The 15,519-nt window shown below is 68.0% G+C and carries 17 protein-coding genes; 11 read left to right on the forward strand and 6 right to left on the reverse strand.

What is annotated here, in order from left to right; translation table 11 throughout:
* Window positions 1-37: 37 nt before the first annotated feature.
* Window positions 38-1,243: a tRNA 2-thiouridine(34) synthase MnmA gene (mnmA, locus tag FHW97_RS14335; protein ID WP_168351973.1), complete on the forward strand. Its 1,206-nt coding sequence runs from the start codon at window positions 38-40 to the stop codon at window positions 1,241-1,243.
* A 37-nt stretch (window positions 1,244-1,280) separates the two neighbouring features.
* Here mnmA and FHW97_RS14340 read toward each other — a convergent pair whose 3' ends face one another.
* The gene (locus tag FHW97_RS14340; protein ID WP_237741096.1) at window positions 1,281-1,556 is read right to left on the reverse strand and encodes a hypothetical protein; all 276 of its coding nucleotides are present in this window, start codon (window positions 1,554-1,556) and stop codon (window positions 1,281-1,283) included.
* Window positions 1,557-1,790: 234 nt separating this feature from the next.
* On the opposite strand from FHW97_RS14340, the gene FHW97_RS14345 reads away from it, so the two are divergent.
* Window positions 1,791-2,879 (forward strand): serine hydrolase, encoded by a 1,089-nt coding sequence (locus FHW97_RS14345; RefSeq protein WP_245652444.1) that lies wholly within the window; start codon window positions 1,791-1,793, stop codon window positions 2,877-2,879.
* 30 nt (window positions 2,880-2,909) lie between these two features.
* Here the strand turns inward: FHW97_RS14345 and FHW97_RS14350 are convergent, their stop codons facing one another.
* Window positions 2,910-3,305, reverse strand: coding sequence for a polymer-forming cytoskeletal protein (locus FHW97_RS14350; protein WP_233250991.1), 396 nt, complete (start codon window positions 3,303-3,305; stop codon window positions 2,910-2,912).
* Window positions 3,295-4,497, reverse strand: a complete 1,203-nt coding sequence (locus tag FHW97_RS14355) for a M23 family metallopeptidase (protein ID WP_253941793.1) — start codon at window positions 4,495-4,497, stop codon at window positions 3,295-3,297. Before FHW97_RS14355 ends, FHW97_RS14350 begins: the two co-directional genes overlap by 11 nt.
* Window positions 4,498-4,689: 192 nt before the next feature.
* On the opposite strand from FHW97_RS14355, the gene FHW97_RS14360 reads away from it, so the two are divergent.
* The 9 genes from FHW97_RS14360 (at window position 4,690) to FHW97_RS14400 (ending at window position 12,335) form a co-directional block, all read left to right on the forward strand.
* Window positions 4,690-5,970 (forward strand): glutamate-5-semialdehyde dehydrogenase, encoded by a 1,281-nt coding sequence (locus FHW97_RS14360; RefSeq protein WP_062783707.1) that lies wholly within the window; start codon window positions 4,690-4,692, stop codon window positions 5,968-5,970.
* Window positions 5,934-6,701 (forward strand): nicotinate-nucleotide adenylyltransferase, encoded by a 768-nt coding sequence (locus FHW97_RS14365; protein WP_082350087.1) that lies wholly within the window; start codon window positions 5,934-5,936, stop codon window positions 6,699-6,701. Before FHW97_RS14360 ends, FHW97_RS14365 begins: the two co-directional genes overlap by 37 nt.
* A gap of 157 nt (window positions 6,702-6,858) precedes the next feature.
* Entirely contained in the window at window positions 6,859-7,257 is a 399-nt protein-coding gene (rsfS, locus tag FHW97_RS14370; RefSeq protein WP_022675756.1) for a ribosome silencing factor, read from the forward strand.
* Window positions 7,258-7,338: 81 nt separating this feature from the next.
* Window positions 7,339-7,764: a 23S rRNA (pseudouridine(1915)-N(3))-methyltransferase RlmH gene (locus tag FHW97_RS14375; protein WP_168351974.1), complete on the forward strand. Its 426-nt coding sequence runs from the start codon at window positions 7,339-7,341 to the stop codon at window positions 7,762-7,764.
* Entirely contained in the window at window positions 7,761-8,978 is a 1,218-nt protein-coding gene (locus FHW97_RS14380) for a murein hydrolase activator EnvC (protein WP_168351975.1), read from the forward strand. Before FHW97_RS14375 ends, FHW97_RS14380 begins: the two co-directional genes overlap by 4 nt.
* A 157-nt stretch (window positions 8,979-9,135) precedes the next feature.
* The gene (locus FHW97_RS14385; protein WP_043609469.1) at window positions 9,136-10,470 is read left to right on the forward strand and encodes a S41 family peptidase; all 1,335 of its coding nucleotides are present in this window, start codon (window positions 9,136-9,138) and stop codon (window positions 10,468-10,470) included.
* 22 nt (window positions 10,471-10,492) lie between these two features.
* Window positions 10,493-10,990, forward strand: a complete 498-nt coding sequence (locus FHW97_RS14390) for a disulfide bond formation protein B (protein ID WP_022676694.1) — start codon at window positions 10,493-10,495, stop codon at window positions 10,988-10,990.
* A gap of 4 nt (window positions 10,991-10,994) precedes the next feature.
* A complete protein-coding gene (locus FHW97_RS14395) occupies window positions 10,995-11,525 on the forward strand; it encodes a demethoxyubiquinone hydroxylase family protein (protein WP_054131742.1) in 531 nt (176 codons plus the stop codon).
* Between the two features lie 171 nt (window positions 11,526-11,696).
* Complete coding sequence (locus tag FHW97_RS14400) at window positions 11,697-12,335, forward strand: hypothetical protein (RefSeq protein WP_253941794.1); 639 nt, start codon at window positions 11,697-11,699, stop codon at window positions 12,333-12,335.
* Window positions 12,336-12,442: 107 nt separating this feature from the next.
* Here FHW97_RS14400 and fabI read toward each other — a convergent pair whose 3' ends face one another.
* The 3 genes from fabI to FHW97_RS14415 form a co-directional block, all read right to left on the reverse strand.
* Window positions 12,443-13,246, reverse strand: coding sequence for an enoyl-ACP reductase FabI (fabI, locus tag FHW97_RS14405; RefSeq protein ID WP_022676699.1), 804 nt, complete (start codon window positions 13,244-13,246; stop codon window positions 12,443-12,445).
* A gap of 91 nt (window positions 13,247-13,337) precedes the next feature.
* Entirely contained in the window at window positions 13,338-14,393 is a 1,056-nt protein-coding gene (locus FHW97_RS14410; RefSeq protein ID WP_022676700.1) for a YihY/virulence factor BrkB family protein, read from the reverse strand.
* A 68-nt stretch (window positions 14,394-14,461) separates the two neighbouring features.
* Complete coding sequence (locus FHW97_RS14415; protein WP_062783450.1) at window positions 14,462-15,421, reverse strand: DnaJ C-terminal domain-containing protein; 960 nt, start codon at window positions 15,419-15,421, stop codon at window positions 14,462-14,464.
* Window positions 15,422-15,519 lie beyond the last annotated feature (98 nt).

A 15,519-nucleotide genomic window follows, 5' to 3' on the forward strand; every position in this document is an offset into this window, starting at 1 on the left:
CGCTGAAAACCGTGGGAAAAGCGCCTATGGGCGGGCCATGTCGCATTGCATCCCCCCTTCCGCGATCCCCAAACTGGTGCCTGATTTTACCGGCCTGGCCGATCCATTGCCCCTGTTCGATCTGGCCGCCCCGGCCAGCGCGCGGCGCATCGTGGTGGCCATGTCGGGCGGGGTGGACAGCTCGGTAGTGGCCGGGCTGGCGGCTGCCAGCGGCGCCGAAGTCATTGGTATCACGCTGCAACTTTACGATTACGGCGCCGCCACTGGGCGCAAGGGCGCCTGTTGCGCCGGCGATGATATCCGCGATGCCCGCGCCGTGGCCGATCGCCTGGGTATTGCCCACTATGTGCTCGATCACGAATCGCGTTTCCGCGAAGACGTGGTCGAGCGCTTTGCCGACGATTACCTGGCGGGCCGCACGCCGATTCCCTGTATCCGCTGCAACATGGGGCCCAAGTTCACCGATCTTCTGGCCATGGCGCGCGAACTGGGCGCCGATTGCCTGGCGACCGGGCACTATGTTCGCCGGGTGGCCACGCCCCAGGGTGCGCAATTGCATCGCGCCGCCGATCCGGCCCGCGACCAGAGCTATTTTCTTTATGGCACGACGCAGGAACAGCTCGATTTCCTGCGCTTTCCGCTGGGTGGTCTGCCCAAGCCGCAGGTGCGCGCCCTGGCCCAGGCCATGGGCTTGGCCGTTGCCGCCAAGCCCGACAGCCAGGACATCTGCTTCGTGCCCGATGGCGATTACGCCAAGATCGTGCGCAGCGTGCGCCCCGAAGGCGGGCGCCCCGGCACGATCGTCCATGCCCAGAGCGGCGCAGTGCTGGGCCAGCACCAAGGCGTGATCCACTATACCGTGGGCCAACGCCGCGGGCTGGAAATCGGTGGCCAGCCCGAACCGCTCTATGTCGTGGGCCTGGATGCGGCCAATGCCCGCGTGCTGGTGGGCCCGCGCCAGTTGCTGGGCGTGGCCGCGGCCCGCGTGATCGAAACCAACCGCATCGGCGCCCTGCCCACCGATGGCACGCCGCTGACGGCCAAGGTGCGTTCGCTGGCCAAGCCGGTGCCGGTTACACTGGACGGCCCGTTCGGCGATGGCGCCGCCACCACCTTGCGCTTTGCCACGCCCGAATATGGCGTGGCGCCGGGCCAGGCGGCGGTGCTCTATGCCGGGGACCGGGTGATCGGCGGCGGCTGGATCGACGGCACCGAAGCGGCCGAGCCGCTGGCCGCGCTGTAAACCCGAGTGCGGCAGGGGTGCTCCCCCTGCCCGCGCCTCAATCGCGCCAGGCCTGCAACTGGCAGCCCCAGCCTTCGCGATAGGTGGCAGTTTGCGCGGCGGCGAGCGGAACCGTAGCGGTCACGCTGTGAGCGGTTGCATCCTCGGCCAGCGAGACCGGGAAGCGGCCCTTGGGATTGTCCTTTTCGCAATCACCCAGCGCCCTACCGCCAATATAGCGGCACGAGCAGGCCAGGCGAGCCGCGCGCGCCGCCTCGATTCGCGCGTTGTCGTGCGCCGGGCGCCAGACAAAGGCGACGAATACCGCGCCCACGACAAGGCCGATGATGAAGATTGCTGCCAGCCCGCGCCAGGCCCAATGCCCCGCCCGGCGTGGCCCTGGGGATGGAGACGCAGGCGGTTGGCCACCAAAACGGAGCGGATCATTCGGGGATGAAGAAGGCTTGGTGGTTGCCATGTGCATTCGATCTGGTGGAAAGACCGGGCAACCATGCAGAGCGCCCCGCGATTCCGTTTACCCTGTGCCCGCCGGTGGCTGGCCCTTATCGTGCCGGCGGCGCTTGCACCAGTCCTGTTCGCCTGCTCGGCCAGCCAGCCGGCGCAGCAGCCGCTCTCGCCCCAGGCGCTGGCGGCGGTGATCGATGATCCCGGGGTGGAGCGCGAAGGCCTGGCCCGCGCGATCGACGCGCTGTTCACCGCCGATGATGGCGCTGCCGCGCAGGGCGCGGGGGAAACCCGCGCGGTGATCGTGATGCGCGCCGGACGCATCGTGGCCGAACGCTATGGCCCCGGCTATCATGAGAATACGCGCTTTGCCGGCGGCGGCATCGCCCGTTCGATCACCGCGGTCATGGTCGGCATGCTGGTTTCCGACGGGCGGCTGCGCCTCAATGAGACGGCGCCCGTGCCGGCGTGGCAGCGGCCGGGCGATCCGCGCGGCGAAATCACCCTGCGCCACCTGTTGCAGATGCGATCGGGCCTGCGCGAGGAACCGGGTGACGAGGCCCGCATGCTGTTCGGCCCCGGCCGCGACGACATGGCCGGCGCGGCCGAAGATCAGCCCCTGGCCGCAGAGCCAGGCGCGCGGTTCCAGGACGATGCCGCCAGCGGAATCATCCTGGCTGATCTGGCGGCGCGGGTGCTGGCCCCCGGTGGAGACGCCGATGCCCGGCGCCGGGCCGTGGCCGATTACCTGCGCACCCGCCTGTTCGAACCGGTGCAGATGCGCGGCATCGTGCCTTCGTACGACGCGCATGGCACGATGAACGGCGGCGCGATGATCGATGCCACGGCGCGCGATTTCGCCCGCTTTGGCGAATTCCTGCGCAACCGTGGCGCGGTGCACGGGGCGCAACTGGTGCCCCGGCAATGGATCGAATTCATGGCCAGCCCCTCGCCCCGCGAAAAACAGTATGGTGCTGGGGTCTGGCTCAACCGCACGCCCACCGACAGCGAGCCGCGCCTGTTTCCCGCGCGTGGCCCGCGCGACATGATGGCCGCGCTGGGCGATGGCGGCCAGGCGGTGCTGGTGTCACCCGCGCGCAAGCTGGTGGTGGTGCGGCTGGGCGCCACGCCACGCGACGGCGATGCCGCGCTGATGGGCAAGCTGGGCGATATCGTCGCCCTGTTCCGCTAACGCCCGCCGAGGCCCACCAATTGGCGCGCGTCAGACCCTGGTGCTGATCGCGATCAGGCTGTCTGGCACAGCCGCGGCGGCATTGGCGCCGCGCGGAGTGAAGCGCCCTTGCACCTGGGCGCCCTGCTCGATGGTCAGGGTGTCATAGGTCACATCGCCCAGGATGCGCGCGGTCTTGCCCACGACCAGGTCGGCCACGGTGACCGCACCGTTGACCGTGCCAGCAAGGCGCGCGCTGCGGGCGGTGATCGCGCCGGTGATCACGCTGCTTTCACCCTGGACCAGCGCGGCGCAGGCCACATCGCCATCGACGCGGCCTTCCACATGCAGATCGGCCGCTGCGGTGATATCGCCCCGCACCGCCACGTCTGCGCCGAGCACGGAAAACGTGGCTGCACCGAGCGGTGCAGCGCGTTCAGTGCCCACCGTGGCCAGCTTCTTTGAAAACATCGGGCAGGGTCTCCAGGAACGGACGCGGATCGACCGGGCGATCGTTGATCCGCACTTCGAAGTGCAGGTGCGGGCCGGTGGAGCGGCCCGTGCTGCCGATCCGGCCGATTTCCACGCCGGGCGCCACGCGCTCGCCGGGCCGTGCCTCGATCCGCGACATATGGGCATAGCGGGTGACCAGGCCATGGCCATGATCGACTTCCACGCAATTGCCATAGCCCGAGCGCACCCCGGCAAAGCTGACCACGCCTTGGGCAGCAGCAAAGATCGGCGCGCCGGTCGGGCCCTTGAAATCGAGGCCGGGATGGAAGGCGCCACCGCCGGTGAACGGATCGGCGCGATAGCCAAACCCGCTGGAAATGAAATCGGCGCTGGCCGGCAGGGCATGGGGCAGGCGCGCCAGGCCCTGTTCCAGCGCGGTAAGCCGCGCCATGCTCTGCCCCAGGCGCGCCAGCGCGGGATCGTTGCCGCCCAGCGCGATCAGCGGACCACCCATGGCGCGCCGGTTGGCCGCTGTTCCGCGCAGCGGCGCCACTTGCGCGGGGTTGAGGCCGACCCGGCGGATCGCCGTTTCCGCCTGGCTGGCGCGCGCATCGGCATACTGAGTGAGCCTGGCCACGAAGGCCGCCTGGCGCATGGCCAGGCGATCGATGCCGGCTGCCATCGGATTGCCCGCCGACGGCATGTTGAACGAGAGCGGCTTGGCCTCCGGCGCAGCAGAAGCATCAGCAGCGGGCAGATCGCCCAGCTGGCCCTTGACCAGCGTTTCGATCATCTCTTGCCGGCGTTCCAGATCCTGCAGCGTGCCAGCCACGCCATTGCGCGTGGCAGTGATATGCCGTTCGGCCTCGCTCACCGCCATTTCGCGCTGGCGCAAGGCTGCGGCATGACGCGCGGCGAGGATCTGCCCGGTTAGCATCGTGGCCATCGCCGCCAGCCACAGCAGCAGCGCCAGCACCACCGCGCCGGCAACGCCCATCTGCACGCGGCCCGATACGCGGATGAAGCGCACTTGTCCCTGCGCCCGCATGAAGAATTCGCGATCGGGAAACCAGCCGCGCACCCGCGCCGGCAGTGCGGTCAGCCAGGCGGTGGCACGGCGCCAAGGCGCGCGCGGCGCAGGCGGCGTGGCCGTGGCGCGCACGGTGTGAATCTCAGCAGGCGGCAAGATGTGTGATTATCCCAAGGCAAGACAGGTGATGAACGATCCTTGGGGCCGGGCGCTTATCGGCGGGAACCGCAGGAGTCGAATCCGGGGGCCGCAGCACGGGGCGGGCCGTGGCGCAAGGACGATGAATCGATTGCAACCCACCTCGCGCCCGTGACAGCGCCTGCCACCGATGGTAAGCCCCGCGCCATTATGTCGACCAAACCTCAGGAAATCGCCACCGAGTCCCCCCAGTCGCTGGTAGAGCAGCTGGCCCGGGCCGGCCGTGCCGCGCAAGCCGAACTGGCGCGCATGCCGGCGCCGGCCAAGGAAGCCGCGCTCAAGCTGGCTGCCGCCGCCCTGCGCCGTGCCGCGCCGGAAATCCTGGCGGCCAATGCGATCGACATGGCCAATGGCACCACGCGCGGGCTGACCCCGGCGCTGCTCGATCGCCTGCGGCTGGACGAAGCGCGCGTTGCCGGCATCGCCGATGCCGTGGACCAGGTGGCCAGCCTGGCCGATCCGGTCGGGCAGGAGATCGATTCCGCCACGCGCCCCAACGGCATGGTCCTGCGCCGCGTGCGCGTGCCGATCGGCCTGATCGGCATCATCTATGAAAGCCGCCCCAACGTGACGGCCGATGCCGCCGCACTGTGCGTGCGCTCGGGCAATGCCGCCCTGCTGCGCGGCGGGAGCGAGGCGGTGCATTCCAACCGCGCGATCCACGCCGCACTGGTGGCCGGCCTGGTGGAAGGCGGCGTGCCCGCAGCGGCGGTGCAACTGATGCCCACGCAAGACCGCGCCGCCGTGGGCGCGATGCTGACGGCAGCCGGCCTGATCGACATGATCGTGCCCCGCGGCGGCAAGAGCCTGGTCGCCCGCGTCCAGGCCGATGCCCGCGTGCCGGTGCTCGCCCACCTCGATGGCATCTGCCACACCTTCGTCCACGCGGCGGCAGATCCGGCCATGGCCCAGGCCATCGTGCTCAACGCCAAAATGCGCCGCACGGGCATCTGCGGGGCGATGGAAACCCTGCTGATCGACGCGACCTATCCGGCGGCGGCAGCGCTGATCACCCCGCTGATCGAAGCCGGTTGCGAAGTGCGCGGCGATGCCCGCGCCCGCGCCATCGATCCGCGCATCGTGCCGGCGGCCGACAACGATTGGGACACCGAATACCTCGATGCCGTGCTCTCGGTGGCGGTGGTCGATGGCCTCGACGCAGCGCTCGCGCATATCGCCCGGCATTCCTCGGGCCATACCGATGCGATCATCACTGCCGATGCCGCAGCCGCCGCGCAGTTCCTGGCCCAGGTCGACAGCGCGATCGTCATGCACAATGCCTCCAGCCAGTTTGCCGATGGCGGCGAATTTGGCCTGGGCGCGGAAATCGGCATTGCCACCGGCCGCCTGCACGCGCGCGGCCCGGTCGCGCTGGAAGGGCTGACCACCTACAAGTGGCTGGTCCACGGCAGCGGGCAGGTTCGCCCCTGACACGCGGTGCTCCCCGGCTGACCGGCCTTCTGGGCGGCAGCTTCAATCCGGCACACGGCGGACACCGCCGGGTGAGCCTGTTTGCGCAAGCCGCATTGGGCCTGGACGAGGTGTGGTGGCTGGTCTCGCCCGGTAACGTGCTCAAGCCCGCCAAGGGCATGGCGCCGCTGCCGGCGCGGGTGGCCTCGGCGCGGGCAATGGCCCGCCGCGCCCCGATTCGAGTGACCGCGATCGAGCGCGAACTGGGCACCCGTTTTACCATCGACAGCCTGCGCGCGCTGGTGCGGCGATACCCGCGCCGGCGCTTTATCTGGTTGATGGGAAGCGATAATCTGGCCCAGTTCCACCGCTGGAAAAACTGGCGCGGCATTGCCCGCACCATGCCGATTGCGGTTATCGCCCGTCCGGGCTATGATGCAGCTGCGATGGCGAGCCCCGCCATGGTATGGCTGCGCCGATGGCGCCGGCGGTGCAGGCAGGAATGTGATGGCGCTCTTTGGTCCGATACGGGGCCAACCGGGGGTGCCGCCCTGATCGCCAGTTTCCCGCATGATCCGATGCAGGGCGTCCCAGCGCTCTCCATCCTGCGGTTCGATCCCGATCCCCGTTCCGCCACGGCCCAGCGCCTGGCAGAGCCTGATTGGGCGGACCGTATTTCCGTGACCGGCCTGCGCGATGGTGTCACCCACCGCCGCATTGTACCGGACCTGCGCGGAAGGAGCGGACGCTGAGCGTCTTGGCCGCCATCCCTGCTTCCCGGCACGCTTTTCCGGTTTTTCGGCTCTCCCGCCGTGCGCCCTGGCGCAAGGCGGCTTTGCCGTTGGATCGGGATGCGCGACCGGGCGTTGCGACCTTAGCCATCTTTCGATCGGAGTTTACCGCAAGCCAATGACCAGTGCCCAACCCCAGCCGGCAGATGCCGGCGCCGCTACCCCGGCCCCTTCTGCCGGCGCTCCTGCCAGCCTGTTCGAACTCGTCCTGCAATCGCTCGATGATGACCAGGCCCAGGACGTGGTGTCGATCCCCCTGGAAGGCAAAAGCTCGATCGCCGATTACATGGTGATCGGCTCGGGCCGCTCCACCCGCCAGGTCGCTGCCATGGCGCAGAAGCTGGCCGAGCGCGTCAAGCAGGCCGGCTATGGCCATGTGCGCATCGAAGGCCTGCCTGCGGCCGACTGGGTGCTGATCGATGCCGGCGACGTGGTCGTCCATCTGTTCCGGCCGGAAGTGCGCAGCTTCTACAACCTGGAACGCATGTGGGGCTTCGGCGACGCCGGCTCTGCCTGACATCGTCCTTCCCCTCCTCTCCAGAGGAGGGGTGAGGAGGGTGGCGGACGCCACCACCACCAACGCCTGAACCGGACGCTCATGCTCCTCCACATCATCGCCCGGGGAAAGATCGGCCGCTCGCCCGAGGCAGAGCTGGTCGATCGCTATGGCAAGCGGGTGACGTGGGGTTTCAAGGTGACCGAGCTTCCCGATCGGGGCGGCGCTGTGCCGCCGGTCACGGCCAATCCCACCCGCACCGTGGTGATGGACGAGCGCGGCAAGCAGCTGACCTCGGCCGAATTTGCCAAGGTGCTGGGCCGCTGGCGCGACGATGGCGTGCGCGAGGCACGCTTCCTGATCGGCGCGGCCGATGGCCATGACGATAGCCTGCGCGACGGGGCCGATCTGCTGATCGCCTTTGGCGCGGCCACCTGGCCACACATGATGGCCCGCGCCATGCTGGCCGAACAGCTGTGGCGCGCCACCAGCATCATTGCCGGCCACCCCTATCACCGCGAGGGATGATGGACGCGCGCCGCTACCTGCTGCTGGCCACCGCCTTGCTGCTGCCGCTGGCTGCCTGGCAGATCGCCGGGGCCGGCGCTGCGCCCACCTATCAGACCGCCGGCGAAGCCGCTGCCGCCCTCGCCCAGGCGCAGACCGCCCTGGCCCAGGCCCGTGCCCGCGGTGAAAAGCTCGAAGCCCAGGCCCAGGCCGCCACGGCCGCTGCCGACAAGACCGCGCAGGAAGCCGCCGCGATCGCCGCGCGCATCCAGCAATCCGAGGCCGAGATCCGCATCGGCGAGGCGCGCATCGCCCTGATCGACAAGGAACGCGCCGACTTGCGCCTGCGCATGGCCGCGCGGCAGGAGCCGCTAGTGCGGCTGACCGCCGCGCTGCAGTTGTTTGCCCGCCGGCCGCTGGCCTTCAGCCTGCTGCGCGCCGAATCCCTGCGCGATACGGTCTATCTGCGCGCCGTGCTGGAAACCATGGTGCCCGAAGTGCGCCGCCGCACCGCCAGCCTGCGCAGCGCGATCGTGCGTGGCCGGCTGTTGCAGGAACAAGCACGCAGCGAGGCCGCCCGCCTGCGCGCCAGCCAATCGGGCCTGGCCGAGCGGCGCCAGCAACTGGCCGCGCTGGAAAGCCGCCAGCGCATCGCCAGCCGCGCCGCCAACGGCACCGCCGGGCGCGAGGCCGACCATGCCCTGGCCCTGGCCGAACAGACGCGCGACCTGGCCGCGCTGATGCAGCAACTGGGCCGCGACGGGCAGATGCGCGATGTCCTGGCCGGGCTGCCCGGCCCGCTGCAACGCCCCGATCGCCCCGGCGCCGTGCTGATGGTCGAAGATGTCGACCCGCTGCTGCGCACCAGCAGCACGCTGATGTGGATCATGCCCGTTTCCGGGCGGGTGGTCTCGGGCTTTGGCGAAGCGGGGCAGACCGGGCCCAACCAGGGGCTGACCATCGCGCCCGTTCCCTCGGCCCAGATCGTGGCGCCGGCAGCCGGGCGCGTGGCCTTTGCCGGTTCCTATCGCGGCTATGGCCAGATCGTGATCGTCGAGCACGCTGGCGGGTGGACCTCGCTGATCACCGGCCTGGGCCGGATCGACGTGGCTGTGGGCGATCGCGTGGTGCAGGGTTCGCCGCTGGGCATCGCTGCCCCGGCCAGCCCGGTGGTGAGCGTGGAACTGCGCAAGGACGGCGTGCCGGTCAACCCCTTGGCGGCCTTGCGCAATTGATCGCTTGGTGCGGCCCACGCGGCCTGTAACACGCCGCCCACGCACAAACGGGAATCGGGTGCGCTCCATCTGGCATTCAGGCTTGCGGGGCTATACAAGCGGGCGGTCCGGCCCGCGCCGCGGCGCTTGGTTCTTTATCGAAGGTTCGATTGCAAACATGGCAAAACCGCTTGCTTCCCTGCTGCGTGCAACGGCCCTGGTCACGGCCGTAGCGGTTCTGCCCGTGGCCACGGCCGGCCTCGCAGCGGTGGATTCCCGCACCGCGCCGCAGTTCCAGAAGCTCGAAATGATCTATGCCAAGATCAAGGAGAACTATGTCGAGCCGGTGAACGACGACACGCTGATCAAGGGCGCGATCGACGGCATGCTGGCCACGCTCGATCCGCACAGCGCCTATCTCGAAGCGCGCGATTTCGAAAACCTGCGCACCCAGACCGAAGGCGCTTATGGCGGCCTGGGCCTGTCGGTCACGCTCGATGATGGCGCGGTCAAGGTGATCGCCCCGATGAAGGGCACGCCGGGCGACCTCGGCGGGATCAAGGCCGGCGACTATATCACCCACCTCGATGGCAAGCTGATCTATGGCGGCTCGCTTGACGATGCGGTGGACCAGATGCGCGGTGCACCGGGCACCAAGATCAAGCTTACCGTCTATCGCCCCGGCCGCGACGAGCCGCTGGACTTCACGCTGACCCGCGAGGTGATCAAGCTGCGTCCGGTGGAATGGAAGGTGAAGGACAACATCGGCGTCATCGCCGTGTCGAGCTTCAGCGAAAACGTCGGCAGCGAAGTCGCCCAGGCGGTTCAGTCGATTCGCGCCCAGCTGGGCAACAACCTGGCGGGCATCGTGCTCGATCTGCGCGGCAATCCCGGCGGCCTGCTCAACGAAGCAGTCTCGCTGTCGGACGATTTCCTCGACAAGGGCACGATCGTGTCGCAGCGCGGGCGCGATCCGCAGGACAACGATATCTATTCCGCTCATCCCGGCGACGTGGCGCGTGGCCTGCCGATGATCGTGCTGATCGACGAAGGCTCGGCTTCGGCCTCGGAAATCGTGGCAGGCGCGATGCAGGACCAGCACCGCGCGCTGATCATGGGCCAGCGCAGCTTTGGCAAGGGCAGCGTGCAGACGCTGATCCCGCTGGGCAAGGATTCCGCGCTCAAGCTGACCACCGCGCGCTATTACACGCCATCGGGCCGTTCGGTGCAGGAAGGCGGGATCGAGCCGGATATCACCGTGCCGCAGATTTCCGATCCCGACCTGCGCAAGCGCGCGCTGCGGTCCTATCGCGAAAGCGACCTGCGCCGTCACCTGATCAACGAAATCAAGGAAGACAAGGATCTGGAAAAGGACAAGATCGACGATCCGCGCTTCAAGATGACGCCCGAGGAGTTGAAGGCCAAGGGCATCGACGATTTCCAGCTCTATTATGCCGTCCAGACGCTCAAGCGCACCGCGCCCGGCGCGCTGGCTGCGCTGCGCAAGCGCTGATCCGGCCAGGAACCGCGCCATCATGACGATCGACCGCCGCTTTTCCGATGATCTTGCCCTGGCCCATGGCCTGGCCCTGGGCGTGCCGCTGGTCGCCATGGCCACGGCACTGGTGGCCCAATACGGTTTCGGCCTGCCGCCGTGCGAGATGTGCTGGTGGCAACGCTATGGCCACCTGGCGGCGATCGCGCTGGCTATCCTCGCGCTGTTGCGCCGGGGCCGCCCCGAGGCGCGCTGGCTGGTCCTGCTGGCCGCACTCGGCATCCTGTCGAGCGGCCTGATTGGCGCCTTTCACGCCGGGGTGGAATACCACTGGTGGGAAGGCCTCACCACCTGCTCGTCCAGCCATATCGAGGGCGATCCGCTGGCCGCGATCATGGCCGCGCCCCTGGTGCGCTGCGACACCCCGGCCTGGACGCTGATGGGCGTGAGCATGGCCGGTTTCAATTTCCTGTTTTCCACTCCGGCCGCGCTGGCAATCCTGGGATTGCTGGCCAAGGGCCGCGGCAAGGGAGCCTGAAGCGATGTCCCGCCCCGATATTGGTCATCCCGATACTTCCCGCATGATCCGCGTGGACCAGGCCGGCGAATTTGGCGCCACCCGCATCTATGCCGGCCAACTGGCGGTGATGGGCGATCGCGGCCCGGATTCGGCCGAGATCGTCGAAATGGCCCGGCAGGAGGAAGACCACCGCGCCAAGTTCGACGCGATGATCGCCGAGCGCGGCGTGCGCCCCACGGCGCTGCAGCCGGTGTGGTCGGTCGCGGGCTTTGCCCTGGGCGCTGCCACCGCGCTGCTCGGCCCCAAGGCAGCGATGGCCTGCACCGCCGCGATCGAGACCGAGATCGACCGCCACTATACCGAACAGTTGGAAGAACTGGGCGACAGCGATCCCGAACTGGCCGACACCATCCGCCAGTTCCGCGATGATGAACGCGCCCATCGCGATGCCGCGCTGGCCGCTGGCGCCGAACAGACCCCGGCCTATCCGCTGCTGTTCAACGCCATTCGCCTGGGCTGCCGCGCGGCGATCAAGCTATCGGAACGGATCTGACGGAAAGCTGGTGAAAATCCGCGCCTTGCCCGGTGATGGCACAGGCGCCGGAGACCTTTTCACCGGTCTGCGCGTTGCCCCTTCATCTATCATTCACCGCCCCGTCAGCTTATGATGGGGCGACATGGGGGCGGCCCGCCCGCCTTTCCACGCGCTGGAGACGAACCGACAATGCGCCTTGCTGCCCACCCCCTGCGCCTGCTGGCCCCGGCCCTGCTGCTGTTTCCCGCGGTCATGCTGGGCGCCACCCCGGCCCAGGCCGCCCGCGCCCGCACCGCGGTGCCCAATGCCCAGCCGGCCGACGATGGCCCCGAGCAGGGCGACGAAAAGGTCAACCAGCTGATCATCTATGGCGATGACCCCTGCCCGGTTTCAACGGCCGAGCAGATCACCGTCTGCGCCCGCAAGGACGAGGCAGAACGCTTCCGCATTCCTGCCCCGCTGCGCGACAATCCCAACGATCCCAAGAACCAGACCTGGACCGATCGGGTAAAGGCCTATGAAACCGTAGGCGCTGCCGGGATCAATTCCTGTTCGCCGGTCGGCTCGGGCGGGGCCACCGGCTGCACCGCGCGCCTGATCCACGATGCCTATGCCGAAAAGAAGCAGAGCAGCGACGTGCAGTTCGGCAAGCTGATCGAGGAAGAACGCCAGCGCCGCCTGTCGACGATCGACAAGGACGCGGCCGAGGAACAGGCCCGCGTCGAAACGCTGGAAAAGGAATACGAGGCCCGCCTCGCCCGCGAACGCGATGGCACGCCCGCCCCCAGCACGCCGAAGCCGGGCGAGACCACTCCCACACAGAACTGATCGCAGGGCAGCGCGGTTCACGCGCCGACCTGGCCTCGAAACGAAAACACCCCAGGCCTTGGCCCGGGGTGTTTTTGCAGGTGGCAGTGGCCGCCGCGAGCGGCTGATCAGCTCAGCGCGATATCGGGTGCGTCTTCCTGCTTCATGCCGACCAGGTGATAGCCCGCGTCGACATGGTGCACTTCACCGGTAACGCCGGCCGACAGGTCCGACAGGAAATAGAGGCCCGAGCCACCCACGTCCTCGATCGTGGAGTTGCGGCGCAGCGGCGCGTTCAACTCGTTCCACTTGAGGATATAGCGGAAATCGCCGATGCCGCTGGCGGCCAGGGTCTTGATCGGGCCGGCCGAGATGGCATTGACGCGGATGCCTTGCGGGCCGCAGTCGTTGGCGAGATAGCGCACGCTGGCTTCCAGCGCGGCCTTGGCCACGCCCATCACGTTGTAATGCGGCACGACCTTTTCCGCACCGTAATAGGTCAGCGTGAGGATCGACCCGCCATTGGGCATCATTTCGACCGCGCGCTTGGTCACGGCGACCAGGCTGTAGGCCGAAATGTTCATGGTCATCAGGAAGTTGTCGAGCGTGGTATCGTAATAGCGCCCGCGCAGCTGGCTCTTGTCGGAATAGCCGATCGCGTGGACCACGAAATCGATCGTGTCCCAGCGCGCCTTGAGTTCATCGAACGCCGCATCGAGCGCGGCCATGTCCGACACGTCGCAATCGATCAGGAAATCGCTGTCCAGGCTTGCCGCCAGCGGCCGCACGCGCTTGGCCAGCGCCTCGCCCTGGTACGAGAAGGCGAGTTCGGCCCCCTGTTCGTGCAACTGGCGGGCAATGCCCCAGGCCAGAGACTTGTCATTGGCGAGGCCCATGATCAGGCCGCGCTTTCCCTTCATCAATCCGGTCATGCGCCCTCGTACGCTCCTGCACCTTCGGGCCATGATCTGTTCGGGCGTTCCATCGGGAATGGCGCTGAACGGACCTTGGCCAACCGGGTCTTCATTCTGGTTTGGTCGCGCCGGCCTGGCGAATGGCCCGCGCGCGATTATCTACCTGGCCCAGCATGTCTTGCTCCTCCGGGGTTTCGGCGAGCGCGGCATTGAGTTCGGCACCTATTACCATCCCTATGCCGACCAGCCAGAAAAAGAAAAGAGCGATCATCACCCCGGCGAGGCTGCCATAGGTCAGATCATACGAGAAAACCGAAGCGAGGAGTTTGGGCAACAGGATGGAAACACCCAGCCACCACGAGGAGACGAACAGCGCGCCGGGCCACTTGGGATAGCGATTCGAGCGATAAGCGCTGGGCGTAAGCGACAGGAACAGCAGCCACAGCGCGCCGAACAGCACCAACGTGGGCAGGAAGCGCCCGGCCGCCAGGCCATCGACCCAGGCGCCGAACTGCGGCAGGCGTGCCACGATCACTTCCTGCGCGGCGCCGATCGCCACCTGCGCCAAGATCGAGACGAGAATCAGCACGACCGAGGCAATGATCAGCCCGGTGGACATCAGGCGATAGCGCCAGAACGCATGCTCCCACTGCGTGCCATAGGCGCGGCGCAGGATGTCACGGATGGTTTCGACCAGGCTGCTGACGGTCCACAGCCCGACCAGCCCGCCGATCCACAGCAGATGCCCGGTGCGCGCCTCTACGGCGGCACGGGCCACCGGTTCGATCGTGGTTGCCACCACGCGCGGCAGGGCCATCAGCACGGTGTTGATCGCGGCGGTGCGCTGGCTCGTCTCGCCGATCAGGGAAAACAGCGCCGCCCCGGTGATGAAGAATGGAAACAGCGCAATCAGCACCATGTAGGCAAAATTGCCGGCATGGATGAAACCGTCGTTGATCACCCCGGTCCACACCCGCTTGAGCAGTTCATAGGCGCGGGCGCCGGGGCGCAACTCGTCGCGCACCTCGTTGAATTCTGCGCGGAGGCGGTGGTGCAAGGCGGCGCGGCGCCGCGCCTCGGGCGAAAGATCGGGCACGAGCGGCTTGGCGCCCTGCGGCACGCCGGGCACCTGATCGGCGTAATCAGGATCGATTTCGTTGTTCATCAAGTGCGTAATGCACAAAGGCGCTGCCTGGCTCCCGCCCTTGGGGCCGGCAGCGCCCGCACCGGCGATCAGACGCCCAGGCGGGCGCGCGGATTGCGCGTATCGTGCCAGCCGGCCAGCCGCGCCTTGAGATCGGCATCATCGGCCGGCAGATCGATCTGCAAGGTCACCAGTTGGTCACCCCGCTCACCATCCTTGCGCGAGAATCCCTTGCCCTTGAGCCGCAGGGTGCGACCGCTGCTGCTGCCCGGCGCCACCGTGAGCATGACCGCACCGTCGACGGTGGGCACCTTGACCTTGGCCCCGCCAACCGCCTCTTCCAGGGTGATCGGCAGATCGAGGCGGATGTTGTCGCCATCGCGCACGAAGAACGGATGGGGCGCAATTTCGATCGTGACCAGTGCATCGCCCGCGCCGCCCGGGCCGGGTTCGCCCTTGCCGGCCAGCCGCATCTGCTGCCCGGATTCGACGCCAGCGGGCAGCTTCAGCTCGATCGTGCTGCCCGAAGACAGCGTGACCCGCTGCGCCGCGCGCGCTGCCGCTTCCACGAAAGGCACCTGCAAACGATAGCTGACATTGGCGCCCTTGGGCGGGGGAGGCCGCCGGCCACCGCCAAACCCGCCAAAGCCGCCGCCTGCGCTGCCACCGCCCATGCCGCCGCGCCCACCGAACAGGCCCTCGAACAGGTCCGAGAGGTCTGGCCCGTCGCCGCTTTCAAAGCCGCCATCGTGGCGAAAGCCGCCTTGCCCGCCGCGAAAACCGCCCGCGCCGCCGCCGAACCCGCCGCCAAAGGGCATGGCCGGATTGCCATCGGCATCGATCTCGCCACGGTCGAACTTGGCCCGCTTGTCCTTGTCGGACAGCAGGTCATAGGCGCGCGTCACTTCGGCAAAGCGCTCGGACGCCTTGGGATTGTCCTTGTTGTGATCGGGGTGCAGCTCCTTGGCGAGCTTGCGATAGGCCGATTTCACGTCCTTTTCGCTCGCACTGCGCGCCACACCGAGAATGGAATAAGGGTCTGCTGCCATGGTGACCTAGCTAGGGATAGGGGCGCTTGCCCGCAAGGCTCGCTTTCAAGATGATAGCTTGGCGGTTACACGGCATTGACCCAAGTCATCGCGGGAAT

The sequence above is a fragment of the Novosphingobium sp. SG754 genome (genome assembly GCF_013149315.1).
In the GTDB taxonomy this organism is placed as follows: Bacteria; Pseudomonadota; Alphaproteobacteria; order Sphingomonadales; family Sphingomonadaceae; genus Novosphingobium; species Novosphingobium capsulatum.

Excerpts from the sequence above, each read along its gene's own strand:
- fabI (WP_022676699.1), bottom strand. The coding sequence starts at position 13,246 with ATGACCGGATTGATGAAGGGAAAGCGCGGCCTGATCATGGGCCTCGCC.
- rsfS (WP_022675756.1), top strand. The coding sequence starts at position 6,859 with ATGACCAGTGCCCAACCCCAGCCGGCAGATGCCGGCGCCGCTACCCCG.
- FHW97_RS14415 (WP_062783450.1), bottom strand. The coding sequence starts at position 15,421 with ATGGCAGCAGACCCTTATTCCATTCTCGGTGTGGCGCGCAGTGCGAGC.
- mnmA (WP_168351973.1), top strand. The coding sequence starts at position 38 with ATGTCGCATTGCATCCCCCCTTCCGCGATCCCCAAACTGGTGCCTGAT.
- FHW97_RS14410 (WP_022676700.1), bottom strand. The coding sequence starts at position 14,393 with ATGAACAACGAAATCGATCCTGATTACGCCGATCAGGTGCCCGGCGTG.
- FHW97_RS14360 (WP_062783707.1), top strand. The coding sequence starts at position 4,690 with ATGTCGACCAAACCTCAGGAAATCGCCACCGAGTCCCCCCAGTCGCTG.
- FHW97_RS14400 (WP_253941794.1), top strand. The coding sequence starts at position 11,697 with ATGCGCCTTGCTGCCCACCCCCTGCGCCTGCTGGCCCCGGCCCTGCTG.
- FHW97_RS14390 (WP_022676694.1), top strand. The coding sequence starts at position 10,493 with ATGACGATCGACCGCCGCTTTTCCGATGATCTTGCCCTGGCCCATGGC.
- FHW97_RS14375 (WP_168351974.1), top strand. The coding sequence starts at position 7,339 with ATGCTCCTCCACATCATCGCCCGGGGAAAGATCGGCCGCTCGCCCGAG.
- FHW97_RS14395 (WP_054131742.1), top strand. The coding sequence starts at position 10,995 with ATGTCCCGCCCCGATATTGGTCATCCCGATACTTCCCGCATGATCCGC.
- FHW97_RS14380 (WP_168351975.1), top strand. The coding sequence starts at position 7,761 with ATGATGGACGCGCGCCGCTACCTGCTGCTGGCCACCGCCTTGCTGCTG.
- FHW97_RS14385 (WP_043609469.1), top strand. The coding sequence starts at position 9,136 with ATGGCAAAACCGCTTGCTTCCCTGCTGCGTGCAACGGCCCTGGTCACG.